General features: G+C 73.8%; 27 protein-coding genes. 23 read left to right on the forward strand and 4 right to left on the reverse strand.

Annotated elements, in window-relative coordinates; translation table 11 throughout:
• Positions 1–153: 153 nt before the first annotated feature.
• The 5 genes from KSE_RS21515 (at position 154) to KSE_RS21535 (ending at position 3319) form a co-directional block, all read left to right on the forward strand.
• A complete protein-coding gene (locus KSE_RS21515) occupies positions 154–459 on the forward strand; it encodes a MoaD/ThiS family protein (RefSeq protein ID WP_014137446.1) in 306 nt (101 codons plus the stop codon).
• Positions 460–592: 133 nt separating this feature from the next.
• Complete coding sequence (locus tag KSE_RS21520) at positions 593–1249, forward strand: LmeA family phospholipid-binding protein (RefSeq protein WP_051055312.1); 657 nt, start codon at positions 593–595, stop codon at positions 1247–1249.
• Between the two features lie 543 nt (positions 1250–1792).
• A complete protein-coding gene (locus KSE_RS21525; RefSeq protein ID WP_014137448.1) occupies positions 1793–2626 on the forward strand; it encodes a sulfurtransferase in 834 nt (277 codons plus the stop codon).
• Between the two features lie 39 nt (positions 2627–2665).
• Positions 2666–2956 (forward strand): DUF1416 domain-containing protein, encoded by a 291-nt coding sequence (locus KSE_RS21530; protein WP_014137449.1) that lies wholly within the window; start codon positions 2666–2668, stop codon positions 2954–2956.
• Positions 2957–3031: 75 nt separating this feature from the next.
• The gene (locus KSE_RS21535; protein WP_014137450.1) at positions 3032–3319 is read left to right on the forward strand and encodes a DUF3099 domain-containing protein; all 288 of its coding nucleotides are present in this window, start codon (positions 3032–3034) and stop codon (positions 3317–3319) included.
• Here the strand turns inward: KSE_RS21535 and KSE_RS21540 are convergent.
• Entirely contained in the window at positions 3313–3675 is a 363-nt protein-coding gene (locus tag KSE_RS21540; protein WP_014137451.1) for a DsrE family protein, read from the reverse strand. The two genes, KSE_RS21535 and KSE_RS21540, sit on opposite strands and share 7 nt — an antisense overlap.
• A 242-nt stretch (positions 3676–3917) precedes the next feature.
• Between KSE_RS21540 and KSE_RS21545 the strand changes: the two genes are divergently transcribed.
• From KSE_RS21545 to ygfZ, 3 genes are all read left to right on the forward strand, one after another.
• Complete coding sequence (locus tag KSE_RS21545; RefSeq protein ID WP_014137453.1) at positions 3918–4502, forward strand: FABP family protein; 585 nt, start codon at positions 3918–3920, stop codon at positions 4500–4502.
• A gap of 86 nt (positions 4503–4588) precedes the next feature.
• A complete protein-coding gene (locus KSE_RS21550) occupies positions 4589–5035 on the forward strand; it encodes a Fur family transcriptional regulator (RefSeq protein ID WP_014137454.1) in 447 nt (148 codons plus the stop codon).
• Positions 5036–5045: 10 nt separating this feature from the next.
• Entirely contained in the window at positions 5046–6002 is a 957-nt protein-coding gene (ygfZ, locus tag KSE_RS21555; protein WP_014137455.1) for a CAF17-like 4Fe-4S cluster assembly/insertion protein YgfZ, read from the forward strand.
• Between the two features lie 9 nt (positions 6003–6011).
• On the opposite strand, the gene dtd is transcribed toward ygfZ, so the two are convergent.
• Positions 6012–6443 carry a D-aminoacyl-tRNA deacylase gene (gene dtd, locus KSE_RS21560; RefSeq protein WP_014137456.1) on the reverse strand — a complete coding sequence of 144 codons (432 nt, stop codon included), beginning with the start codon at positions 6441–6443 and terminating at the stop codon, positions 6012–6014.
• Positions 6444–6791: 348 nt separating this feature from the next.
• Here dtd and KSE_RS21565 point away from each other — a divergent pair, with 348 nt between their 5' ends.
• The 3 genes from KSE_RS21565 to KSE_RS21575 all read left to right on the forward strand — a co-directional run bounded on the left by KSE_RS21565 (position 6792) and on the right by KSE_RS21575 (position 8655).
• Positions 6792–7310 carry an RsiG family protein gene (locus tag KSE_RS21565; RefSeq protein ID WP_014137457.1) on the forward strand — a complete coding sequence of 173 codons (519 nt, stop codon included), beginning with the start codon at positions 6792–6794 and terminating at the stop codon, positions 7308–7310.
• A 7-nt stretch (positions 7311–7317) separates the two neighbouring features.
• Positions 7318–8322 carry an asparaginase gene (locus tag KSE_RS21570; protein ID WP_014137458.1) on the forward strand — a complete coding sequence of 335 codons (1005 nt, stop codon included), beginning with the start codon at positions 7318–7320 and terminating at the stop codon, positions 8320–8322.
• Between the two features lie 111 nt (positions 8323–8433).
• Complete coding sequence (locus KSE_RS21575; protein ID WP_033257792.1) at positions 8434–8655, forward strand: dodecin; 222 nt, start codon at positions 8434–8436, stop codon at positions 8653–8655.
• A gap of 100 nt (positions 8656–8755) precedes the next feature.
• Here the strand turns inward: KSE_RS21575 and KSE_RS21580 are convergent, their stop codons facing one another.
• Positions 8756–9247 (reverse strand): inorganic diphosphatase, encoded by a 492-nt coding sequence (locus tag KSE_RS21580; RefSeq protein ID WP_014137460.1) that lies wholly within the window; start codon positions 9245–9247, stop codon positions 8756–8758.
• Positions 9248–9323: 76 nt separating this feature from the next.
• On the opposite strand from KSE_RS21580, the gene dacB reads away from it, so the two are divergent.
• From dacB to folE, 6 genes are all read left to right on the forward strand, one after another.
• Positions 9324–10865 (forward strand): D-alanyl-D-alanine carboxypeptidase/D-alanyl-D-alanine endopeptidase, encoded by a 1542-nt coding sequence (dacB, locus tag KSE_RS21585; RefSeq protein ID WP_014137461.1) that lies wholly within the window; start codon positions 9324–9326, stop codon positions 10863–10865.
• Positions 10866–10934: 69 nt separating this feature from the next.
• Complete coding sequence (locus tag KSE_RS21590) at positions 10935–12119, forward strand: zinc-dependent metalloprotease (RefSeq protein ID WP_014137462.1); 1185 nt, start codon at positions 10935–10937, stop codon at positions 12117–12119.
• Positions 12120–12350: 231 nt separating this feature from the next.
• Positions 12351–13478, forward strand: a complete 1128-nt coding sequence (tilS, locus tag KSE_RS21595) for a tRNA lysidine(34) synthetase TilS (RefSeq protein ID WP_014137463.1) — start codon at positions 12351–12353, stop codon at positions 13476–13478.
• Positions 13479–13556: 78 nt separating this feature from the next.
• Positions 13557–14096, forward strand: a complete 540-nt coding sequence (hpt, locus tag KSE_RS21600) for a hypoxanthine phosphoribosyltransferase (protein WP_033217699.1) — start codon at positions 13557–13559, stop codon at positions 14094–14096.
• A 223-nt stretch (positions 14097–14319) separates the two neighbouring features.
• Entirely contained in the window at positions 14320–16362 is a 2043-nt protein-coding gene (gene ftsH, locus KSE_RS21605) for an ATP-dependent zinc metalloprotease FtsH (RefSeq protein ID WP_033257793.1), read from the forward strand.
• 123 nt (positions 16363–16485) lie between these two features.
• Entirely contained in the window at positions 16486–17091 is a 606-nt protein-coding gene (gene folE / locus KSE_RS21610; RefSeq protein WP_014137466.1) for a GTP cyclohydrolase I FolE, read from the forward strand.
• A gap of 77 nt (positions 17092–17168) precedes the next feature.
• Here folE and KSE_RS21615 read toward each other — a convergent pair whose 3' ends face one another.
• Entirely contained in the window at positions 17169–18350 is a 1182-nt protein-coding gene (locus tag KSE_RS21615; protein ID WP_014137467.1) for an alpha/beta hydrolase, read from the reverse strand.
• 392 nt (positions 18351–18742) lie between these two features.
• On the opposite strand from KSE_RS21615, the gene KSE_RS21620 reads away from it, so the two are divergent.
• The 6 genes from KSE_RS21620 to KSE_RS21645 all read left to right on the forward strand — a co-directional run bounded on the left by KSE_RS21620 (position 18743) and on the right by KSE_RS21645 (position 23959).
• The gene (locus KSE_RS21620) at positions 18743–20578 is read left to right on the forward strand and encodes a phosphatidylglycerol lysyltransferase domain-containing protein (protein WP_033257794.1); all 1836 of its coding nucleotides are present in this window, start codon (positions 18743–18745) and stop codon (positions 20576–20578) included.
• 125 nt (positions 20579–20703) lie between these two features.
• Positions 20704–21570 (forward strand): dihydropteroate synthase, encoded by an 867-nt coding sequence (gene folP, locus KSE_RS21625; protein WP_014137469.1) that lies wholly within the window; start codon positions 20704–20706, stop codon positions 21568–21570.
• Between the two features lie 2 nt (positions 21571–21572).
• On the forward strand, positions 21573–22076 hold the full coding sequence (locus KSE_RS21630; RefSeq protein WP_014137470.1) for a nuclear transport factor 2 family protein: 504 nt from the start codon (positions 21573–21575) through the stop codon (positions 22074–22076).
• A 167-nt stretch (positions 22077–22243) separates the two neighbouring features.
• Positions 22244–22603 (forward strand): dihydroneopterin aldolase, encoded by a 360-nt coding sequence (gene folB, locus KSE_RS21635; RefSeq protein ID WP_033250583.1) that lies wholly within the window; start codon positions 22244–22246, stop codon positions 22601–22603.
• Between the two features lie 35 nt (positions 22604–22638).
• Positions 22639–23238 carry a 2-amino-4-hydroxy-6-hydroxymethyldihydropteridine diphosphokinase gene (folK, locus tag KSE_RS21640; RefSeq protein ID WP_014137472.1) on the forward strand — a complete coding sequence of 200 codons (600 nt, stop codon included), beginning with the start codon at positions 22639–22641 and terminating at the stop codon, positions 23236–23238.
• Between the two features lie 223 nt (positions 23239–23461).
• On the forward strand, positions 23462–23959 hold the full coding sequence (locus KSE_RS21645) for a DUF3180 domain-containing protein (protein WP_014137473.1): 498 nt from the start codon (positions 23462–23464) through the stop codon (positions 23957–23959).
• Positions 23960–24049: the final 90 nt, after the last annotated feature.

Here is a 24049-nt window from a genome sequence, read left to right on the forward strand (position 1 = left end):
GCCCGGCGGGGCGGGCGCTTGCCTCCGGGCGGGGGGTGCGGGCGATGATGGGGGCCGCACCGGCCGCACCGTACGTGTACCCCGTTCCACGGGTGGGCCGGCCGGCACCGGGCCGGCCGCCGTACCGGGCGAGGACCGTCGAGAGGGGTTGCCGTGACCGCGGCCACCGGATCCCGCACCACCGCCGCCTCACCCGCCGGGGTGAACGGCACCGTCCGCTACTGGGCCGCCGCCAAGGCCGCGGCCGGCCGGGCCGAGGAGTCCTTCACCGCCGGCACGCTGGCCGGGGCGCTGGCCGCGGTGCGCGCCGCGCACGCCGGCCGGCCGGAGCTGCTGCGGCTGCTCGGGGTCTGCTCCTTCCTGCTGGACGGCGAGCAGATCGGCGGCCTGGACCACGCCGGGGTGCCGCTGTCCGAGGGCTGGACGGTCGAGGTGCTGCCGCCGTTCGCCGGAGGCTGAGCGCGGGTTTCCCGGCCGCGGTTCCGGAACCCGGGTGCGCGTGCGATCGTCCCTATGTCCGTAGCCCGGGAGCGGTTCGTCTCCGAACCGCACCCGGATCGAGCGTCACAGGGGGAGCGCGATGCATGGTGCGGTGAAGCTGCTGATCGGCCTGGGGGTGGTGGGCGGCCTGCTGGTCGGGGCCGACCGGGTCGCCGTCGGCGTCGCGGAGGACCAGGCGGCGGACGCGGCCGTCTCCTCGGGCTGGCTGACCAGCCGGCCGGACGTCGAGATCGACGACTTCCCGTTCCTGACCAGCGCGCTGGCCGGCGAGCTGGACAAGGTCACGATGAGCTCGGACGGGATGACCGTGACCGACGGGAAGGAGACCGTGACGGTGCACTCCTTCAGGGCGAACCTGTCCGACGTGAAGTTCACCGACTCCTACCGCGGCGTCACGGTCGGCCGCGGCGACGGCCGCGGCGTGGTCGCCTACCAGGACCTGTCGAAGTTCGTCATGGGCGGCCGCTTCACCCTCCAGTACGGCGGCCCAGGCAAGGTGAAGGTGGCCACCCCGGTCGGCTCGGTCGAGGGACAGCTGCGCAGCGAGGGCAACCAGGTGATCGTGGACGGCTTCCGGGTCACCGGCGCGGCCGCCTCGCTGGGCGGTCTGGCGGGCGACCTGCTGAAGCCCCAGCGGTTCGCGCTGACCGGCCTGCCGGTCGGCCTCTCGCTCGCCGAGGCGAGCCCCGAGCCGGACGGCGTCCGGCTGGGCTTCACCCTCGCCCCGGGCACCACGCTGGGCCACTGAGGTCACGCCCCGCCCGCCGCGCCTGTCATGTCGGCGTCCGGTGGGCGAGACGGGCTGTCCAGCGCCGCCGTCGGAACGTCCCGGAACGCCCGTTCGCCCGGTTCCCGTACGGGGTCCGGGCCGGGCGGGGTGCGGGCGAAAACCGGTAAATCCCAGGATTCGGATGTTTGGGTCTCACTATTCGACACAATGATGACAGCGCCCCCCTGGAGTCCCTAGCATCGTCGTCATGAAGCGACAGGCGGACCTCACGAAGCGGCGGGCGGTAGACCACTGCCGCGTGTCGAGCTGCCTGTGTCGAATGCGCTGACCGGCGGTCGCGCCCAGTAGTCCCCGGCACGTCCGCCCCCGCCACTCCGACGCCGTTTGACCGGTAGCCACGGGCACCGGTGCGTCCGGAGCGGCGAGCACACCCCCTTCGAACGACCCCGGCCGAAGCCGCACCCACGCCCGTCCCAGCATGCGGACAGGTGTGCGGACGCGCACGGTCCGGACCACTTCCAGCAGCCCTTCCGCCAACCGCCCCCGGATGGAGAACACCACATGAGCCGCAGCGACGTCCTGGTCGACGCCGACTGGGTCCAGGCCCACCTGGACGACCCGAAGGTCGTCATCGTCGAGGTCGACGAAGACACCGCCGCCTACGACAAGAACCACATCCGCAACGCGGTCCGGATCGACTGGAAGAAGGACCTGCAGGACCCCGTCCGCCGCGACTTCATCGACCAGGCCGGCTTCGAGGCGCTGCTGTCGGCCAAGGGCATCGCGAACGACGACACCGTGGTGCTCTACGGCGGCAACAACAACTGGTTCGCGTCCTACGCCTACTGGTACTTCAAGCTGTACGGCCACGGCGACGTCCGCCTGCTGGACGGCGGCCGCAAGAAGTGGGAGCTCGACTCCCGCGAGCTGGTCGTCGAGCAGCCCGAGCGGGCCGCCACCCAGTACACCGCGCAGGCCGCCGACTCCTCGATCCGCGCCTTCCGCGACGACGTGGTCAACGCGATCGGCACCCTGAACCTGGTCGACGTGCGCTCGCCCGACGAGTTCTCCGGCAAGCTGCTCGCCCCGGCCCACCTCCCGCAGGAGCAGTCGCAGCGCCCGGGCCACGTCCCGTCCGCCAAGAACATCCCGTGGGCGAAGAACGCCAACGACGACGGCACCTTCAAGAGCGACGACGAGCTCAAGGCGCTGTACGAGGCCGAGGGCGTCGACCTGGCGACCGACACCATCGCGTACTGCCGGATCGGCGAGCGCTCCGCGCTCACCTGGTTCGTGCTGCACGAGCTGCTCGGCCAGGAGAACGTCAAGAACTACGACGGTTCGTGGACCGAGTACGGCAGCCTGGTCGGCGTGCCGATCGAGCTCGGCAACTGAGCCCCGGCTCGCGCGACAGCAAGGAAGAGGGAAACAGACATGTGCGGTGCGAAGGCCGGCGGCCCGGACCTGGCAGGAGTTGACGTGGCGAACGAGACGATCATCCAGGGTTCCGTGACCCGCAACGACGAGCCGGTCAACGGCTACGTGCGGCTCCTCGACGAGAACGGCGAGTTCACGGCCGAGGTCCCGACCTCGGCGACCGGCCAGTTCCGGTTCTTCGCCCGCCCGGGCAAGTGGACGCTGCGGGCCCTGGTGCCCGGCGCCACCGTGGACCGCCAGGTGGTCGCCACCCAGGGCGAGTTCACCGAGGTCGCGATCGCGGTCTGACCGACCGCGCGAGCAGCGTCGACGAGGGGCCCGGACGCCTTCTGGCGGCCGGGCCCCTCGGCCTACCCTGGAAGGGTGCGGGCACACCGACGGCATGTGCGGTACTTCGTGATGATGGGCGTCTGCCTGGCGCTGTTCGTCCTGGCCTGGGGCGTGGTGCGCTTCTGGTCGGTCGGCGCCGCCATCGGCATGTGCGCGGTCGCGATGGTGATCCCGCCGGTGGCCGCGGTGCTGGCCAACCGGCGGGACCGGGACGACGACTGGTGGGACGACCCGCGCTGGGACGACCCCCGCTGGGAGCAGCGCGGCCACGACCGGGACGCCCCGGACCGCGAGCCCCCGCCGGACGGCGGCCGTCAGTAGACGAGCGCCCTGGCGTCGTCCGCCATCACCTCGGACAGGAACACCTGCGCGCCGGCGATCCGCACGCCCTCGATCACGTCGGCCTGCGCGATGTCCCGGCGCGCCGCGCACTGGGTGCACAGCGTGACGCTGCCGGCCGCCAGCACCGCCGCCAGCAGCTCCGGCAGCGGCGCCGAGTGCGGCAGCTCGAACCCGGCGGCCCGCCCCGGCAGCGCGAACCAGGCGGACTCCCCGGTCAGCCAGAGCGAGACCGGCACCCCGCTGGCGACGGCGACCGAGGCGACCGTGAAGGCCTGCGAGCAGCGTTCCGGCGCGTCCGCCCCGGCGGTGACCTTGATGACCAGCTTCTTCGACATGCCCCAGAGACTACGGGCGCCGGGGGCGCCGGATAGACTCGCGCCGTACCACAGCCCGTCGAACCCGCCCCTGGGAGCGCACCGTGTCCGGTCTTGAGATCTTCTTCGACAGCCTGCTGGCTCTGATGGCCGTGCTGATCACCTGGTTCGCCATCTTCTCCGTCATGAAGCTCTACCAGGGCCAGCGCTGACGACTGCCGTACGGTTGACCCGGTAACCGTCCGACGACACCAGCCAGGACCATGATCGAGATTCCTTCCGACCTCCACCGCGACGTCGTCCCGCTCGCCTTCCTCCTCGGCACCTGGGAGGGCGCGGGCGTCCACGACTTCCCCGGTTCGGAGAAGTGCAACTTCGGCCAGGAGATCGTCTTCCGGCACGACGGCCGTCCCTTCCTCGAGTTCCGCTCCCGCACCTGGGTGCTGGACGAGCAGGGGGAGAAGGTCCGCGCGCTGGAGACCGAGCACGCCTTCTGGCGGGTCACCAGCAACCAGCACGGCACCAGCGGCGAGCGCGAGATCGAGGTCTCCTCGGTCCGCGACGACGGCACCGTGGAGATCTGGTACGGCAAGCTGCACGACGGCAAGCCGCAGATCGACCTGGCCACCGACGCGGTCGCCCGGATCGAGGGCGCGGCCCCCTACAGCGGCGGCAAGCGGCTGTACGGCCTGGTCAAGGACGAGCTGCTCTGGGTCGGCGAGAAGGCCGCCCCCGAGGTGCCGCTGCGGCCGTACATGTCGGCCCAGCTGAAGAAGGTGCTCAACCCGGCGCAGCTGATCAGCGACATCAACGACCTGCCGGACGACGGCATCGCGTTCTTCCGCTGAACCGGCCGTCCCGCCCGGAGTAGGGGCCGACCGCCCGGTCGGTCCCTACACTTGTCGGTACGACCTCTCACCGGGCAGGGACACACGTGGCGAACAGCGAGACCACCGACTGGAAGGCCGACCTGCGCGAGCGCGGCTACCGGCTGACCCCGCAGCGCCAGCTGGTGCTGGAGGCGGTCGACGCGCTCGACCACGCGACGCCGGACGAGATCCTCGGCCAGGTCCGCAAGACCGCCAGCGGCGTCAACATCTCCACCGTCTACCGGACGCTGGAGCTGCTGGAGGAGCTCGGCCTGGTCTCGCACGCGCACCTCGGCCACGGCGCCCCCACCTACCACCTGGCGGGCCGGCACACCCACCTGCACCTGGTCTGCCGGGACTGCGACCGGGTCACCGAGACCGACACCGCGATCGCCGCCCCGCTGATCGACAGCCTGCGCGCCGAGCACGGCTTCGACACCGACCTCAAGCACTTCGCCATCTTCGGCCGCTGCGCCGACTGCACCGCCGAGTCGGAGCACGGGCAGTCGTAAGCTGGCCGGTATGAAGAGCCCGCTGCTTGCCCTGCCCGGTGCCGTTGCCGCCGAAGGTCCCGACGAGGGGGTCGCCGCGCACTACGGCGACCTGTTCCGCGAGCAGCGCGCGCTGGCCGCCGGGCGCGGCTTCACCGACCTGTCGCACCGCGGCGTGATCACGGTGACCGGCCCCGACCGGCTGAGCTGGCTGCACCTGCTGCTCACCCAGCACGTCAGCGAACTGCCGCCGCAGCAGGCCACCGAGGCGCTGGTGCTCTCCCCGAACGGGCACGTCGAGCACGCGCTCTACCTGGTCGACGACGGCGAGACCAGCTGGATCCACGTCGAGCCCGGCGACGCCCCCGCGCTGGTGACGTACCTGGAGTCGATGAAGTTCTGGAACCGGGTCGAGGTCGCCGACGCCACCGAGCGGTACGCCGTGGTCTTCCTCCCGGCCGGCTCCACCGCCCCGGTCGAGCGGGCCGCCGCGGTCCGCGAACTCCCGTGGGGCCGCGACCTGTTCCTGCCGCGCGCCGAACTCGCCGCCGCGGTGGCCGACTTCGGTCCGGCCGCCGGGATCTGGGCGTACGAGGCGCTGCGGGTCGAGGGGCACCGGCCGCGGCTCGGCTTCGAGACCGACCACCGCACCATCCCGCACGAGGTCGACTGGCTGGGCAGCGCCGTCCACCTGCAGAAGGGCTGCTACCGCGGCCAGGAGACGGTCGCCCGGGTGCACAACCTGGGCCGCCCGCCGCGCCGGCTGGTCTTCCTGCACCTGGACGGCACCGCGGAGAAGCTGCCCGCGCACGGCACCGAGGTCCGGGTCGAGGGCCAGGAGCGCCCGGTCGGCTTCGTCACCTCCGCGGCCCGGCACCACGAGCTGGGCCCGATCGCGCTGGCCCTGGTCAAGCGCAACACCCCGGTGGACGCGGTGCTGCTGGCCGACGGCGTCCCGGGCACCCAGGACGTGATCGTCCCGGCCTAGGAGCCCGGGTCAGACCTCCAGCAGGACGGTGAACGGCCCGTCGTTCACCAGCGACACCTTCATGTCGGCGCCGAACCGCCCGGTCGCCACCGTCGCGCCCAGCGCCCGGAGTTCGGCCACCACCGCGTCGACCAGCGGTTCGGCGACCGGGCCGGGCGCGGCGGCGTTCCAGGTGGGGCGGCGGCCCTTGCGGGCGTCGCCGTAGAGGGTGAACTGGCTGATCACCAGCAGCGGGGCGCCGAGTTCCGAGCAGGACAGCTCGGGGCTGCCCGGGAACAGCCGCAGCGTCCAGAGCTTGCGGGCCAGCTGGGCGGCCCGCGCCGGGGTGTCCTCGTGGGTGGCGCCGACCAGGACGCACAGGCCCGGCCCCTCGATCGCGCCGACCGTCTCGCCGTCCACCGTCACGGCCGCCCCGGCGACCCGCTGCACCACTGCTCGCATGCCGCCCATTGTGCCGGGCCGGGCTCGTAGGGGGCGCACGGCCTCGGGGCGCACGCCGGGGTCGCACGTGCCGCGCCCCGATTCGTGCAGGTGAGCCCGTGGCGCGGATTCTTCGTACTAGCCAGGGGTGTTCGCCAGGGGGCCGTTCGGGTAGTCGGGCGTGCGGCGCCGGGGCCCGGGGTGGCACGCTGTCCGACGGCCCGGGGCCGCCCGGCCCCGCGGGGGGCGTCCACCGTCCCGGCGAACCGCGTCACCCGCACGAGTGGCACCGCCCGCCGGGGGGAACCCTGGACGGCGGGCGGCCCGTGCTACCGGCGGGCACTGGTACTACGGCAGGTGGTCGGATTGATGGACGTGAGCGCGGTCGACGGGTTGGGCGGCCTGGCCCTGGAGGAACTGCGGGTGCTCCGCCGGGACGCGCTGGAGCAGGAGGCCGACCTGTCCTACCTGCGCCGCCTGCTGCACGGCCGGATGGACATCCTGCGGGCCGAGCTGCAGCGCCGCGAGGTCCCGCTGGCCGGCGCCGGCGAGGCCCGGCCCGCGCTGCTGGACCGGCTCCCGGCGATCCTCGCCGACGCCCCCTCCGCGAACCGCCGCCCGGCCCGGCACGTCACCCTCGGCCCGCCGCGCGGCGAGCGCTACCGGCTGGCGGCGGACGCCCTGATGGGCGACGTCCAACTGGCCGACCTGGCCGCGCACGCCACCGCCGACCTGCTGGCCGCCATCGAACGGCTGGACGAGCACCAGCGCGAGGTCTCCGGCCGCCGCCAGGCCCTGCAGCGGACCGCCGACGACTGCGGGGCGGAGATCACCCGCAGGTACCGTGAAGGCGAGGCCAGGGTCGACGACCTGCTCAGCGAGCGCTGAGCGGGGCGTGCGGCCGGGGCCCACCCACCCTCACCGCACGTCAGCACAGGAGAACCCACCCGTGTCGCAGTCCGCCCTGCCCGCCCTCGCCGAGGTCATACGCTCCGGCTTCACCGAGGGCCGCCACCGCGGTTCGCTGGTCCTGCTCGACGCCGACGGCGCCGTCGAGCACGCGCTCGGCACCCCCGAGCTGCCGGTCTACCCGCGCTCCACCGCCAAGCCCTTCCAGGCCGTCGCCACCCTCCGGGCCGGCCTCGACCTGCGCGGCGAACAGCTCGCGCTGGCCGCCTCCAGCCACTCCGCGGAACCGTTCCACCGCGCGGCCGTCCGCAGGCTGCTCGCCGACGCCGGCCTCACCGAGGCCGCCCTGCGGCTGCCCGCCGACCTGCCGCTGGACGAGGTCGAGGCCGAGGAGCTGCTGCGCTCCGGCGGGGAGCGCGCCCCGATCCTGATGGACTGCTCCGGCAAGCACGCCGCCTGGCTGGCCGCCAGCGCCGCCAACGGCTGGAGCCTGGAGACCTACCTCGACCCCGGGCACCCGATCCAGCTGCTGGCCCGCGCCGCCCTGGAGGAGGCCGTCGGCGAGCCCACCGCCCACCCCGGCACCGACGGCTGCGGCGCCCCGCTGCACGCCGTCTCGCTCACCGGCCTGGCCCGCGCCTACCGCGGCCTGCTGCTGGCCGCCCCCGGCACCGAGCAGCGCCGGGTCGCCGACGCGATGCGCGCCCATCCCGAGTACGTGGCCGGCACCCGCCGGGCCGACACCTGGCTGATGCGGGCGGTGCCAGGCGCGCTGTCCAAGATGGGCGCCGAGGCCGTCCAGGTGGTGGCGCTGCCCGACGGCCGGGCCCTCGCGTTCAAGATCGAGGACGGCGCGGAGCGCGCCCGCGGCCCGGTGCTGGCCGCCGCGCTGCGCCGGCTGGGCGTCCAGGACCCGGTGCTGGAGCGGATCGCCGCCGCCCCGCTGCACGGCGGCGGCAGCGTGGTCGGCGAGGTCCGCGCGGCGTTCTGACCCCGCACCGCCGGGGCCCTGTCCGGCGGACGCCGGGATGCCCGGGGCGGCACTTCGGTGCACGGTGGACGGCGGGGGAGCCACCCGTCGCCGCACAGGGAGAAGACCGCCATGACCGACCACACCTACCGGGTCACCGAGATCGTCGGGTCCTCGCACGAGGGCGTGGACGCCGCGATCCGCAACGGCGTCGCCCGGGCCGACCGGACGCTGCGCAACCTGGACTGGTTCGAGGTGGTGCAGATCCGCGGCCAGCTCAAGGACGGCCGGGTCGAGCACGTCCAGGTCGGCCTCAAGGTCGGCTTCCGGCTCGACGACAACGACGGGGTCTGAACCCGCCCGCCGACCGGGAACGCGCGAGGGGCGGGAGTCCGGACCGGACTCCCGCCCCTCGCGCGCGGCGCGGGCCACCCCCCGGAGGGGGTGTCACGGCTCAGTGGCCGCCCTGCTCCTGCAGCCGCTTGATCGAAGCCTCGATCTCGGCCTCGGCCTCGGCCCGGCCGACCCAGTCGGCGCCCTGGACGGACTTGCCGGGCTCCAGGTCCTTGTAGACCTCGAAGAAGTGCTGGATCTCCAGGCGGTCGAACTCCGACACGTCCTGCAGGTCCTGCAGGTGCGCCCAGCGCGGGTCGGTCGCCGGGACGCACAGCAGCTTGTCGTCGCCGCCGGCCTCGTCGGTCATGTGGAACATGCCGATGGCGCGGCACTTGATCAGGCAGCCGGGGAAGGTCGGCTCCTCCAGGATGACCAGCGCGTCCAGCGGGTCGCCGTCGTCAGCCAGGGTGCCCTCGACGTAGCCGTAGTCAGCCGGGTAGCGGGTCGAGGTGAAGAGCATGCGGTCCAGGCGGAGCCGACCGGTCTCGTGGTCGACCTCGTACTTGTTGCGCGAGCCCTTCGGGATCTCGATCAGGACGTCGAACTCCAACGGTTCCTCCAAGGATTGGGACTGACAGAATCAAGTGTCTCCTACGGCAGGGAGTGCTCGGGAAAGGGGCCGGTCGGTGAGATCAGGGACAACAGCGGGACGAGGGCGCAGGGCCGTCCTCGCCACCGCCCTCGGCGCGGTGCTCGCCGCCGGGACGCTCGGCGCGGACCCGGCCCTGGCCGAGCCCTCGCCGAGCGCCGGCGCGAGCCACGGCGGCCGGCACGCCGACGACGGCCGCCGCACCGGCACCCCCGGTACCCCCAGCGGCACCCCCAGTGGCAGCCGCGGCAGCGGTGACAAGGACGGCGGCAAGGACGGCGACCGGCACCGCTCCGACCGGCGCCGGGCGGTGCCGGTCAAGGGGCCGGTGCTGGCCGAGGGCGACGCCGCCGACAGCAAGGCGCCGACCGGCGGCGGCCTGCGCACCGCGCTCGGCGGCACCGTCCAGGACAAGGCGCTCGGGGCGCTCAACTTCGCCGTCGCGGACGCCGCCACCGGCGAGTTCCTGTTCGGCGCGAACGAGGCCACCCCGGCCACCCCGGCCTCCACCACCAAGCTCGCCACCGCCGTCGCCGCGCTCGCCCTGCTGCCCGCCGGGCACCGGATCGCCACCACCGTGGTCTCCGCCGCCCCCGGCGAGATCACCCTGGTCGGCGGCGGCGACCCGACGGTGACCGCGCTGCCCGCCGACCAGGTCCGGATCGGCGGCGCCCCCGTCGACCAGGACAGCGCCCCCGCCTCGATGGCCGACCTGGCCCACCGCACCGCCACCGCGCTCAAGGCGGCCGGCCGCACCGAGGTGAAGCTCTCGTACGACGCCACGCTGTACACCGGGCCGCTGCTGCACAAGGAGCACGACGCGACCAACATCGCCGCGGTCACCCCGCTGATGGTCGACGAGGGCCGGATCGACCCGCGCTCGCCCGACGAGGCCCCCGCCCGCGTCTTCGACCCGGCCGGGCAGGCCGCCGACTCGCTGGCCGCCTTCCTCAAGGCCGAGGGCATCACCGTCAAGGCCAAGCCCGCCGCCGCTCCCGCCCCCGCCGGGGCCGCCGAACTGGCCCGGGTGGAGTCCCCGGTGATCGGACGGCTGGTCGAGCGGATGCTCACCACCTCCGACAACACGCTGGCCGAGGCGGTCGCCCGGCAGGCCGCGATCGCCGCCAAGCAGCCCGCCAGCTTCGACGGCGGCGTGCGGGCGGTGACCGACGAACTGGCCGCGCTCGGCGTCCCGATGAACGGCGTGCTGCTCACCGACGGCAGCGGCCTGGCCAAGGCCAACCTGATCCCGCCGATCGCCCTGGTGAAGCTGCTCTCCGCCGCCGCGTCCCCCGCCCACCCCGAGCTGCGCCCGGTGCTCACCGGCCTCCCGGTCGCCGGCTTCTCCGGCACCCTGATGAACCGTTTCGGCGCCAAGTCCGGCGCCGGCGAGGCCGCCGGGATCGTCCGCGCGAAGACCGGCACCATGATGGGCGTCAACACCCTCGCGGGCACCGTGGTCGACGCCGACGGCCGGGTGCTGGCCTTCGCCCTGATGACCCGCACCGACGCCGACGCCACCAGCGCCCGCGCCGCCGTCGACCGCGTCGTCGCCAGACTCGCCGCCTGCGGCTGCTGACCCCCCCCGGGGCGGCCGCCGTCAGCCGCGTCCCTCCCCCGGGCGGGGGCGAGCACGTACGGTGAGGGCATGACGAGCGCGAGCGGCGGTGCGGAGATGGTCGACTGGGATCTCGCGGTGGCGACCGCGGCGCGGCTCGCCCGGCCGGGGCCGCGGGTCGGCCGGGACGAGGCGCGGGCCGCCGTCGCGGAGCTGCGTCGGCACGCCGCGGCGGCGGAGCGGCACGTCCGGGAGTACACCCGGATGGGGTCGACGGCGGTGGCCGGGACGCCGGTGCTGGTGGTCGACCGGCCCGGCTGGGTGCGGGCCAACGTGGCGGGGTTCCGGACGGTGGTGCGCCCGCTGACCGACAAGCTGGCGGCCCGCCGGGCGGACGGCGGCCGGGCGGCGGCGACGGCGGTCTCGGCGGGCGCCCGGGCGACCGGGGTGGAGGTCGGCGTGGTGCTGGCCTTCCTGTCGGGCAAGGTGCTCGGCCAGTACGAGACCTTCGCCCCGGCCGAGCTGCCGGCCGCTCCGGACAGCCCGGAGGGCCTGTTCGACCAGCCCCGGCGCGGCCTCGCGGTGCCGCCCGGGCGGCTGCTGCTGGTGGCGCCGAACATCGTCCAGGTGGAGCGCGAACTCGACGTCTCCCCGCACGACTTCCGGCTCTGGGTGTGCCTGCACGAGGAGGCCCACCGGACCCAGTTCACCGCGGTGCCGTGGCTGCGCGACCACATCCAGTCCGAGGTGCAGGACTTCCTGGCCAGCACCGACGTCGACCCGGGGGCGTTCCTGGAGCGGCTGCGCGAGGCGTTCGGCGGTGTCGTCCCCGGGCTGGCCGGCGGCCGGCGCCGGAAGGGCGGCGAGGGCGGCGGGGGCGGCGGGGGCCCGCTCAGCGTGACCGACCTGGTGCAGACGCCCGCCCAGCGGGAGATCCTGGCCCGGCTGACGGCGGTGATGTCGCTGCTGGAGGGCCACGCGGACGTGGTGATGGACGGGGTCGGCCCGGCGGTGGTGCCCTCGGTGGCGGAGATCCGGGAGAAGTTCCAGCGCCGCCGCGACCGCGGCAGCGGCCGGCTCGACCTGGCGCTGCGCCGGCTGCTCGGGATGGACGCCAAGCTGCGGCAGTACCAGGACGGCGCGGTGTTCGTCCGGGGCGTGGTCGAGCGGGTCGGGATGGACGGTTTCAACCGGGTCTGGACCTCGCCGAACACGCTGCCGACCAAGGAGGAGGTCCACGACCCGGCGTCCTGGGTCGCCCGGGTGATCGGCTGAGGAGCCGACCGGACCGGTGGGCGCCGGTTCCCGACCGGTTCGTCCACCCGTCGGGTCGTACACCTGGCGGCAGCCGTAACGTTTCTCCATTCACCCGTACGTGGGACGGTGGATCCGCCGTTGGCGCGGGTGGTGTGGGCGGTGGCCGGATTCTGCGACCATCTGTGAGCGCCTGGTGACCGAGAGCTGACAGGCGGCCGACGTACCCCCCTCCGCCAAGGAGTGCCAACCATGGGCCCACACCCCGCTGTCGCGGCGATACGCCTCGCCGTCCGCCGTACCCTCGCCGAGCTCGCCGCGGAGGCGGGCGTCGCCCCCGGCGGGCCGGTCCGCACGCCCGCCCCGGTGCCGGTGCCCGCGCTGGCCGGCACCGCGACGGTGCCCGGCACGCTGATCGGCAACGCCCGCCGGCACCCGTCCGGCCTGCCCCGCACGCCCGCCGCGCCCGGCTCCCCGCTGGTGCTGGTGGCGGTCTCCGGCGGCGCCGACTCGATGGCGCTGGCCACCGCCACCGCCTTCGAGGCCCCCAAGCTCGGCCTGCGGGTCGGCGCCGTGACCGTCGACCACGGCCTGCAGGACGGTTCGGCCGAGCGCGCCGAGCAGGTCGCCGTCCGGCTGCGCGAACTCGGCCTGGACCCGGTGGAGGCGGTCGCCGTCCGGGTGGGCCGCGAGGGCGGGCCGGAGAACGCCGCCCGGGACGCCCGCTACGCCGCCCTGGACCTGGCCGCCGAGCGCCACGGCGCGCTGGCCGTGCTGCTCGGCCACACCCGCGACGACCAGGCGGAGACCGTGCTGCTGGGCCTGGCCCGCGGCTCCGGCGCCCGCTCGCTGGCCGGGATGCCCGCCCAGAAGGGCCGCTACCGCCGCCCGCTGCTGGAGCTCGACCGGGCCGCCACCCGGCAGGCGTGCAGCGCGCAGTCGATCCCGGTCTGGGACGACCCGCACAACACCGACCCGGCCTACACCCGTTCCCGGGTCCGGCACGAGGTGCTGCCGGTGCTGGAGAAGCACCTGGGCGGCGGCGTGGTCGAGGCGCTGGCCCGCACCGCCCGGCTGTTCCGCGACGACGCCGACGCCCTCGACCAGTGGGCCGCCCTGGCCGAGCGCGACCTGCGCACCCCGGACGGCGCGCTGGACGCCGGCAAGCTCGCCGAACTGCCCCCCGCGGTCCGCCGCCGGGTGCTGCGCCGGGCGGCGCTGCGCGCGGGCTGTCCGGCCGGGGACCTGTTCGCCCGGCACCTGGAAACGGTGGACCTGCTGGTCACCGGCTGGCGCGGCCAGGGCCCGCTGCACCTACCCGGGGGCGTCGAAGCCGTGCGCCGGTGTGGCACGCTGGTGTTTCGGCGGCAGGGCGACTGAGCACGAACCAGTCGTACGACCGCCGCCGAACCCAGACCCCGAACGTTTGAGGACGTATCCCCGGTGGACCAGAACGACATGGGCGCAGACCTCGCGAAGGTGCTCATCAGCAAGGACGAGATCGACGCCAAGCTGGTGGAGCTGGCCGCGCGGATCGACCAGGACTACGCGGGCAAGGACCTCCTGCTGGTCGGCGTCCTCAAGGGCGCCGTGATGGTGATGGCGGACCTGGCCCGGGCCCTGCACAGCCAGGTGACCATGGACTGGATGGCGGTCTCCTCGTACGGGATGGGCACCAAGTCCTCCGGCGTGGTGCGGATCCTCAAGGACCTGGACACCGACATCGCCGGCAAGGACGTGCTGATCGTCGAGGACATCATCGACTCCGGTCTGACGCTGTCCTGGCTGCTCGGCAACCTGGGTTCGCGCGGCCCGGCCTCGCTGAAGGTGTGCACCCTGCTGCGCAAGCCGGACGCCGCCAAGGTCGAGATCGACGTCGAGTACGTCGGCTTCGACATCCCCAACGAGTTCGTGGTGGGCTACGGCCTGGACTACGCCGAGAAGCTGCGCAACCTGCCGTTCATCGGCACGCTCGCGCCGCACGTCTACGGCGGCTGAACCGTTCGGGCGACGGGTGGGAACAGGGCCCTGTTCCCACCCGTTGTGCGGGGGTAGGAAAATAGACCGCACCGTGGTGCGATCCCGCCGGTAGCGGGGGTCACTGCGGTACGGTCCCATCAAACGCTCGTCTTACGAGTACATATCGGAGGCGCCGAGGCCCCACAGCCGAGCAGCGCCCGTTGAACTGGCAGGAGGGACGGGGCGGCGACGCCCCGCATGGATGGACGTCAAGCGATACTTCCGTGCGCCGATCATGTGGGTCGTGCTGGCCGCCCTCGCCGTGTTCGCGTTGATGGAGCTCGTCTCGGATTCGAGCGGCTACAAGACTGCGGACACCGGGCAGATCGTCAGCGCTATCGACAGCAACCAGGTGAAGTCGGCGCAGCTCACCACCGGTGACTCGAACCTCATCAAGATCCAGCTGCAGGACGGCCAGAAGCTGAAGGCGGGCTCGAACGGCAAGTCGCCGTCCGGCACCCGCTTCCAGGCCTCCTACACCGGCGACCAGCAGGCCGCCGACCTGGCGAAGAAGCTCCAGGACAAGTACGCGGCCGGCCAGATCGCCGACGGCTACACCGTCAGCCCCGAGAAGCAGTCGACCATCGTCAGCCTGCTCTTCTCGATGCTGCCGATCGTCATCATCGTGCTGGTCTTCCTGTTCCTGATGAACCAGATGCAGGGCGGCGGCTCCCGGGTCATGCAGTTCGGCAAGTCCAAGGCCAAGCTGCTGACCAAGGACACCCCGAAGACCACCTTCGCGGACGTCGCGGGCGCCGACGAGGCGGTCGAGGAGCTCCACGAGATCAAGGAGTTCCTGCAGGAGCCGGCCAAGTTCCAGGCCGTCGGCGCCAAGATCCCGAAGGGCGTGCTGCTGTACGGCCCGCCCGGCACCGGCAAGACCCTGCTGGCCCGCGCCGTCGCGGGCGAGGCCGGCGTGCCGTTCTACTCGATCTCCGGCTCCGACTTCGTCGAGATGTTCGTCGGCGTCGGCGCCAGCCGCGTCCGCGACCTGTTCGAGCAGGCCAAGGCGAACGCCCCGGCGATCATCTTCGTCGACGAGATCGACGCCGTCGGCCGGCACCGCGGCGCGGGCCTCGGCGGCGGCCACGACGAGCGCGAGCAGACCCTCAACCAGCTGCTGGTCGAGATGGACGGCTTCGACGTCAAGGGCGGCGTCATCCTGATCGCCGCCACCAACCGCCCCGACATCCTGGACCCGGCGCTGCTGCGCCCCGGCCGCTTCGACCGGCAGATCGCGGTCGACCGCCCGGACCTCCAGGGCCGGCTGGACATCCTCAAGGTGCACCAGAAGGGCAAGCCGATCGCGCCGGACGTCGACCTCTCGGCCGTCGCCAAGCGCACCCCCGGCTTCACCGGCGCCGACCTGTCGAACGTGCTGAACGAGGCGGCGCTGCTCACCGCGCGCTCCGAGAAGAAGCTGATCGACAACCAGACGCTGGACGAGGCGATCGACCGCGTCGTGGCCGGTCCGCAGAAGCGCTCGCGGATCATGTCCGACAAGGAGAAGAAGATCACCGCGTACCACGAGGGCGGCCACGCCCTGGTCGCGGCGGCCTGCAACTACTCCGACCCGGTGCACAAGATCACCATCCTGTCCCGCGGCCGCGCCCTGGGCTACACGATGGTGCTGCCGGACGAGGACAAGTACTCGACCACCCGCAACGAGATGCTCGACCAGCTGTCGTACATGCTGGGCGGCCGGGCGGCGGAGGAGCTGGTCTTCCACGACCCGACCACCGGCGCCTCGAACGACATCGAGAAGGCCACCGCCACCGCGCGGGCCATGGTCACCCAGTACGGCATGAGCGAGCGCCTCGGCGCGATCAAGTTCGGCTCCTCCGACTCCGAGCCTTTCCTCGGCCGCGAGATGGGCCACCAGCGCGACTACTCGGAAGAGGTCGCCGGGCTGGTGGACGAGGAGGTCAAGAAGCTGATCGAGACGGCGCACAACGACGCCTGGGAGATCCTGGTCGAGAACCGCGACGTGCTCGACAACCTGGTGCTCGAACTGCTGGAGAAGGAGACGCTGAACAAGGAGCAGATCGCCGAGATCTTCACTCCGGTGATCAAGCGTCCCCCGCGTCCGGCGTGGACCGGGTCGGCCCGCCGCACCCCGTCCACCCGGCCGCCGGTGCAGTCGCCGAAGGAGCTGGCGCTGACCAACGGCGCCGCCGCCGCGGCGGTGGACCCGGTCGACATCGTGAAGCTCCCGCCGGTCGACGGCGGGCAGGTCGAGAGCTGATCGACCGAACGTTAGTTCGGAATGGATGCCGCGCCCCCGGGGTTTGTACCCTGGAGGCGCGGCATTCGTGCTGCGCCCACCCTCTTTACCGAGATTTTCCGACTGACGAGCAGCGAGGCACGCATGATCGATCCGGTGACGCTCGACGGTGAGCAGCCCGTCCGCGAGTTCGACCAGAAGCGGGCCGAGAACGCCGTCCGTGAGCTGCTGATCGCGGTCGGGGAGGACCCGGACCGCGAGGGCCTGCTGGAGACGCCGGCCCGGGTCGCCCGCGCCTACCGGGAGATATTCGCCGGCCTGTGGCAGCGGCCGGAGGACGTGCTGACCACCACCTTCGACCTCGGCCACGACGAGATGGTGCTGGTCAAGGACATCGAGGTGTTCTCCACCTGCGAGCACCACCTGGTGCCGTTCCGCGGCGTCGCGCACGTCGGCTACATCCCGTCCGCCAGCGGCAAGATCACCGGCCTGTCCAAGCTGGCCCGGCTGGTCGACGTGTACGCCCGCCGCCCGCAGGTGCAGGAGCGGCTGACCAGCCAGGTCGCGGACGCGCTGATGCGGATCCTGGAGCCGCGCGGCGCGATCGTGGTGATCGAGTGCGAGCACATGTGCATGTCGATGCGCGGCATCCGCAAGCCCGGGGCCAAGACCCTCACCTCCGCCGTCCGCGGCCAGCTGCGCGACCCGGCCACCCGGAACGAGGCGATGAGTCTCATCATCGGCCGCTAGAAGGCAGAATCGGCCGCTGAGGAACCGTCAGGAGGGGCGCCGCCCGTGCGGGGCGGCGCCCCTCGGCCGTGCCCGGTTCAGGAGCGGGGCTCGCGGTCCGGCGGGGGCACCAGGTGGTCGCTGAGCCACTCCAGGGTGGCGGGCAGCTCGCGCCGCCAGGTCTCGAAGGAGTGGCCGCCGTCGGGCAGGAAGATCGAGTCGACGGTCAGCTCGGGGTGGGCCGCGGCGACCTGCTGGGCGTCGGCCAGGAAGCGCTGGGTGGCGGGGAAGTCGTCCTCGGCCCGGGTGGAGACCAGCAGCAGGTTGGCCCGCGGCGCCGGCAGGTTCTTCAACCGCCAGTCCAGGTCCGACTGCTGGGCCGCGGCCCGGTCGCCGCGGAACAGGTCGCCGTCCGTCCAGCGGTCCTCGGGCACCGTGTAGTCGGCGTGCATCCCGGCCGCGCTCCGGTACGCCTCCGGGTGCCGCATCGCCAGCCGCAGCGCGCAGGACCCGCCGGTGGAGTAGCCGAACACCCCCCAGGAGTCGGCCGACCGGCTGACCCGGTACGCGGAGCGCAGCGCCGCCGGGACGTCCTGGGCGAACCAGGTCTCCGCCTTCGGCCCGCCCGGCACGTCCACGCACTCGGTGTTGCGCGGCGGGGCGACGGTCGGGCGGGCCATCACCACCACGGTCGGCGCGATCCGCCCGTCGGCCCCCAGCTCGGCGGCGGTGCGCGGCAGCCGCAGGCCCTCGACCAGGTGCAGCGACGGGCCCGGGTAGCCGGCCAGGGCGAGCAGCACCGGGAAGCGCTCGCGGGCGTGGCGCGGGTCGAAGTACTCCGGCGGCAGGTAGACGAACAGCTGGTCCGACAGCCCGGAGGCGGTGCCGGTGACCCGGACCGAGTCGACCCGGCCGACCTCCTCCGGGGGGCCGGGCGGCAGCACGTCCTTGACGGTGCCGAGCCCGCCCTCCTCGGTCGGCACCACCAGCGAGCCGCCCTCCGGGGCCGCGCCGGGCGCCTTGGCGCCGGCCAGCGCGAGCGGGGTGCCGCCCGGGCGCAGCAGGTCGTTCCAGGAGCTGTAGAAGCCGTACGCGTTGTTCACCGACAGCAGCAGCACGGCCAGCGCCGACAGCTGGGTGGCCAGCAGCAGGCCGAGCCGGCCGAGCACCGGCAGCGGGCGCTGCCGGGAGAGCCGGGGCCACAGCCAGAGGGTGCCGAGCAGGGCGGCCGCGGCCACCGCGGTCAGCGCGTACACCAGTGTCCGGCTGGTCAGCTCCATGGCCCTGGCTCCTCGCTCTGTTCCGGCCCGGCCATCGTCATCTGACGGTCCGTCGGGAGCCAGTCGGGGTACGCTGACCGGGCGTCGGATGTCCGTGCGATTACCTCGGCCCGTTGAAGGGAACCGTGGTGACACAGTGCGGCGTCCACCGGGGGGACGAGCGCGCCGAACCGCCAGCGGGCGGCCACGGGTGCGGGCACGGCCGAACGGCCGCGTCCCCCGGAGTGGCGAGCGCAACCGTTCGAACCTGCCCGGGCCGGTGGCCCGTCATCCGCTCGGTGGACCGCATTTGACGTGCGGATTGCCAGAAAAAGGAACAGTCATGAAGGTCCATCACACCCCTGTTCCCGGAGTGCGCGCGCAGCGCCCGGGTGCCTCTAGGCTGAGCTCTCATGAGCGCTCCCGTGTCCGCTGAGACGACCCCCGACACCTCCCGGACCCGGGGTCTGCAGGGTCTCCGCCACCAGGCCGCGGCGGTGCCGCGGCGCTGGCTGCCGACCGCGGTCGGGTACGCCTGCCTGGCGATCGGCCTGGTCGACATCGCCTGCGCGGTCTTCCCCAAGCTGCGGCTCACCCGGATGCACAGCTGGGCCGGCCAGCTGCCCGGCGGCGCCACCTCGCTGGCCGCCGCCGGCACCCTGATGGTCGGCATGCTGCTGGTGCTGCTCGCGCACGCGCTGCGCCGCCGCAAGACCCGCGCCTGGCGGGCGGTGTGCGTGCTGCTGCCGGTCGGCGCGGCGCTGCACCTGCTGCGCTGGCACCAGTACGGGCAGGCCGCGGTCTCGCTCGCGCTGCTCGCCGTGATGCTGGTGCACCGGCGGGAGTTCTACGCCAAGGCCGACCCGCGGACCCGCTGGCGCGCGGTGCTCAACTTCGTCGTGCTCGGCACGGTGTCGGTGCTGCTCGGGCTGCTGATCGTCTCGGTGCGCTGGAAGGCCGAGCTCGGCGACCCGTCGCTGTTCCAGCGGCTGGAGCACGTCGGCTACGGCCTGTTCGGCTTCGAGGGGCCGATCCACTACACCTCCGACCGGGTCGGCGACCTGGTCGGCTACTCGCTCGGCGCGCTCGGCCTGCTTACCGCGCTGACCACCGCGTACCTGGCGCTGCGCCCGGAGAAGCCGGAGCCCGAGCTCACCCCCGAGGACGAGCTGCGGGTGCGCGAGCTGCTGGGCCGGCACGGGCGGCGCGACTCGCTGGGCTACTTCGCGCTGCGCCGCGACAAGAGCGTGCTGTTCTCGCCGACCGGCAAGGCGGCGATCTCCTACCGGGTGGTCTCCGGCGTGATGCTGGCCTCCGGCGACCCGGTCGGCGACGTCGAGGCCTGGCCCGGCGCGATCAAGGTCTTCATGGCGACCGCCCGCGAGCACGCCTGGGTGCCGGCCGTGATGGGCTGCTCCGAGGTCGGCGGCGAGGTGTGGACCCGGGAGGCCGGGCTGGACGCGCTCGAGCTCGGCGACGAGGCGATCGTCGACACCTCGACCTTCTCGCTCTCCGGCCGGGCCATGCGCAACGTCCGGCAGATGGTCAAGCGGATCGAGCGCAACGGCTACTCCTGCCGGGTGCGCCGGGTCGGCGACCTCACCCTGGAGGAGAAGCGGCAGATCGGCGACGCGGCGGCCCGCTGGCGCGGCACCGACACCGAGCGCGGCTTCTCGATGGCGCTCGGCCGGTTCGGCGACGCCGGGGACGACGCGTGCGTGGTGGTCACCGCGCACAAGGCGCCCGAGGAGGGCGAGCCGGCCGGCGACGACCTGAAGGCGGTGCTGCACTTCGTCCCGTGGGGCGAGGACGGCATCTCGCTGGAGCTGATGCGCCGCGACCGGGAGGCCGACCCCGGCCTGAACGAGCTGCTGATCGTCGCCGCCCTGCAGGAGGTCGGGGCGATGGGCGTGCGGCGGGTCTCGCTGAACTTCGCGATGTTCCGCTCGGCGCTGGCCCGCGGCGAGCGGATCGGCGCCGGACCGGTGCTGCGGGCCTGGCGCGGGCTGCTGGTGTTCCTGTCGCGCTGGTTCCAGATCGAGTCGCTGTACAAGTTCAACGCCAAGTTCCAGCCCGACTGGGAGCCGCGCTTCCTGGTCTACCCGCACACCCGCGACCTGCCGCGGATCGGCTTCGCCGCGATGCAGGCCGAGGCGTTCATCACGCTGGGCATGCCCCGGTTCGGGCGCAAGCGGCAGCGGGAGGGCCTGATGCGGGAGCCGGTCGCGCAGCTCGAGCGGGCGGCCTAGGGCGGCGCGGGGCGGCGCGGGACCTCGCGGGGCGGGGGCGGTCGGACGGCGGCGTCCGACCGCCCCCGCCGCCGCGTCCGGCCGGGTCCGGCGCCGTTCGGCCGGGTCCGGTCCGGGCGCCGATAATGGGACGCATGAACGAGAACGCCCCCGGGCTCCCCGTCCTCGAACGCTGCGCGGTGATGGGGGTGGTCAACGTCACGCCGGACTCGTTCTCGGACGGCGGGCTGTGGCTGGACCCGGCGAAGGCGGTCGCGCACGGGCTCGACCTGGTGGCGCGCGGGGCGGACCTGGTGGACGTCGGCGGCGAGTCGACCCGGCCCGGGGCGGTCCGGGTGACCGAGGCGGAGGAGCTGCGCCGGGTGGTGCCGGTGGTCACCGAGCTGGCCCGGGCCGGGGTGGCGGTCTCGGTGGACACCATGCGGGCGGCCGTCGCGGCGGCGGCCGTCGCGGCCGGCGCCCGGGTGGTCAACGACGTCTCCGGCGGCCTCGCCGACCCGGACATGGCCCGGGTGGTGGCCGAGACCGGCGCGCCGTTCGTGGTGATGCACTGGCGCGGCCAGTCCGCCGACATGGACTCGCTCGCGGTCTACGGCGACGTGGTCGCCGACGTGGTGCGGGAGCTGACCGTCCGGGTGGAGGAGCTGCTGGCCGCCGGGGTGAACGAGGAGCAGCTGATCCTCGACCCCGGCCTGGGCTTCGCCAAGACCAGCGCGCACAACTGGGCGCTGCTGGGCCGGCTGGACGCGCTGACCGCGCTCGGACGACCGGTCCTGGTGGCGGCTTCGCGCAAGCGCTTCCTGGGTACGCTGCTGGCCGACCCGGAAACCGGGGAGCCGCGGCCGGCGCGGCAGCGGGACGACGCCACGGCGGCGGTCTCGGTGCTGTCGGCGAAGGCGGGTGCCTGGGCGGTCCGGGTGCATGACGTGTCCGGCACGGCTGACGCCGTACGAGTCGTCGCGGCCTGGGAGCAGGCGGCGCAGAGGGGGTAGGCGTGGCGGAGGCAGTGAGCGGCGGCAACGACCGGGCGGCGGCGCTGGAGCCGGACCGGGAGGCCGTCCTGGCGGTCAACCAGGCGCTCTACGAGGCGCTGGAGAACGGCGACCTGGAGGCCGTCGAGGCGATCTGGCTGGGGCCGGGCGAGGCGGACGACAAGGGCGGCGTGTTCTGCGTGCACCCGGGCTGGCCGGCCCTGACCGGCCGGGCCCAGGTGACCCGCTCGTACATGCTGATCATGGCGAACACCGAGTACATCCAGTTCTTCCTGACCGACGTCGAGGTGGACGTCCAGGGCGACGTGGCGCTGGTCACCTGCACCGAGAACATCCTGTCCGGCGGCGAGCCGGAGGAGGAGGGCGAGCTCGGGCCGCTGGTCGGCGGCAAGGTGGTGTCGACCAACCTGTTCCGGCGGACGGCGAACGGCTGGAAGCTCTGGTCGCACCACGGCTCGCCGGTGCTCACCAGCGGGGACGACGAGGACGACGACGAGGACGAGTAGCGGTCGGGCCTGTCAAGGGCCGCGGTGGCCGGTCCGATCGGGTGGGCGGCCGGGGAGGCGGTCCCTGGCGGTCGCTGCTCGAAGGTAGATTCGAGGGGCGGCGGGCGACGGTGTCCGCCGGTCCCCGCCCACGGCGGGGCCGTCAGCTGGGAGCAGTGATTCTTTTGCTGGACCGCGTCACCCTGCGCGGGCTGCGTGCCCGCGGCCACCACGGCGTCTTCGAGCGCGAGCGCATCGAGGGGCAGACCTTCGTGGTCGACCTGGTGCTGTTCCTCGACACCCGGCCGGCCGCCGCGGGCGACGACCTGACCCGCACCGCCCACTACGGCGTGATCGCGGAGGAGGTCACCGCGGTGATCGCGGGCGACCCGGTCGACCTGATCGAGACGCTGGCCCAGCGGATCGCCGACCAGTGCCTGCGACACGAGGTGGTCGAGGAGGTCGAGGTCACCGTGCACAAGCCGGACGCCCCGATCACCGTCCCGTTCGACGACGTCACCATCACGATCCGCCGGGGCCGCGCCTGACCGCCCCCGGTGGAGCCCGAGCAGAGGGAACTCCATTGGCCACGACCGACCCGACCGCCACGCCGACCACGTTCGACCTGCAGGGCAGGGTGGACCGCGTGGAGTCCACCCTGCACGACTCCCGCACCGCCGCCGTCGCCCTCGGCAGCAACCTGGGCAACCGCCTGGAGACCCTCCAGGGCGCCGTCGACGCCCTGGAGGACACCCCGGGGGTGCGGGTGACCGCGCTGTCCGCCGTGTACGAGACCGACGCCGTCGGCGGCCCGGAGAACCAGCCGAGCTACTTCAACGCCGTCGCGGTGCTGCGCACCTCGCTGCCGCCGCGCGACCTGCTGGAGCGGGCCAACGCGGTCGAGGACGCCTTCGGCCGGGTCCGCGAGGTCCGCTGGGGGCCGCGCACCCTGGACGTCGACGTGCTCGCCTACGAGGGCGTCACCAGCGACGACCCGCAGCTGACGCTGCCCCACCCGCGCGCCCACGAGCGGGCGTTCGTGCTCGCCCCCTGGCAGGACGCCGACCCGGCCGCCGAGGTGCCCGGGCACGGGCCGGTCGCCGCGCTCCTGGCGGGCCTCGGCGGGCCCGCGGCGCAGGGCGTGCGGCTCCGGGACGACCTGCGGCTGCGACTGCCCGAGTGAGCCGCTGAGCCGGTCGCGCGCGCCCGGCCCGGGCCGGGCGCGCGCGACCGCGGGCGGCCGGACACGGCGGGGTCGCGGCCGGCCGGGCCGGTTCGGGCCGGTGCGGTCGCGGTCGGGAACTTCCGGGCGCACGCGGCCGTAGGTCCCTGCGGGTGCGGCCCGGCCGGTACGGTGGGCTGGTCGTGGCGCCCGCCGCCGAACCACTGGAAGGAAGCCCGTCCGAGTGAAGCCGCTCCGTCTCCGCCTGCTGCTCGGCATCACCGCGATCACCGGGCTGCTGTCCTGGGGCGGTGCCCGGCTGTGGGACTCGCTGGGCACGCTGCCCGGGGTGCCCGCCTACGCGCCGTTCGTGCTGGCCGCGGTCGCCGTGGTGCTGCTGGCCGCGGCGATCTCGCTGCGCTCCCGGCTCAAGGCGGTGCGCGAGCGGCAGCCCGGCGCCAAGGGCGTCGACCCGCTGCACGCGGCCCGGGCGCTGGTGCTCGGGCAGGCCAGCGCGCTGGTCTCGGCGGTGGTCACCGGGATCTACGCGGGCGTCGGGGTGTTCCTGCTCGGCTCGCTGGACGTCGCGGCCCGCCGGGCGCAGGCGCAGACCGCGCTGTTCGCCGTGCTGGCGGGCGCGGCGGTGATCGCGGTCGCGCTCTGGCTGCAGCACGTCTGCAAGCTCCCCGACGACCGGGACGACCCCGAGCACCCGCGCGGCACCGCCGCCTCCCCGCACTGACGGAACGTCACCGGACGGTCGCCTACGGTGGCCGACACGGACTGTCAAGGCCCGAATGGGGGGCGAGGCTGACAGCGCCGTGATTCGCAC

The organism is Kitasatospora setae KM-6054 (genome assembly GCF_000269985.1).
Classification (GTDB): domain Bacteria; phylum Actinomycetota; class Actinomycetes; order Streptomycetales; family Streptomycetaceae; genus Kitasatospora; species Kitasatospora setae.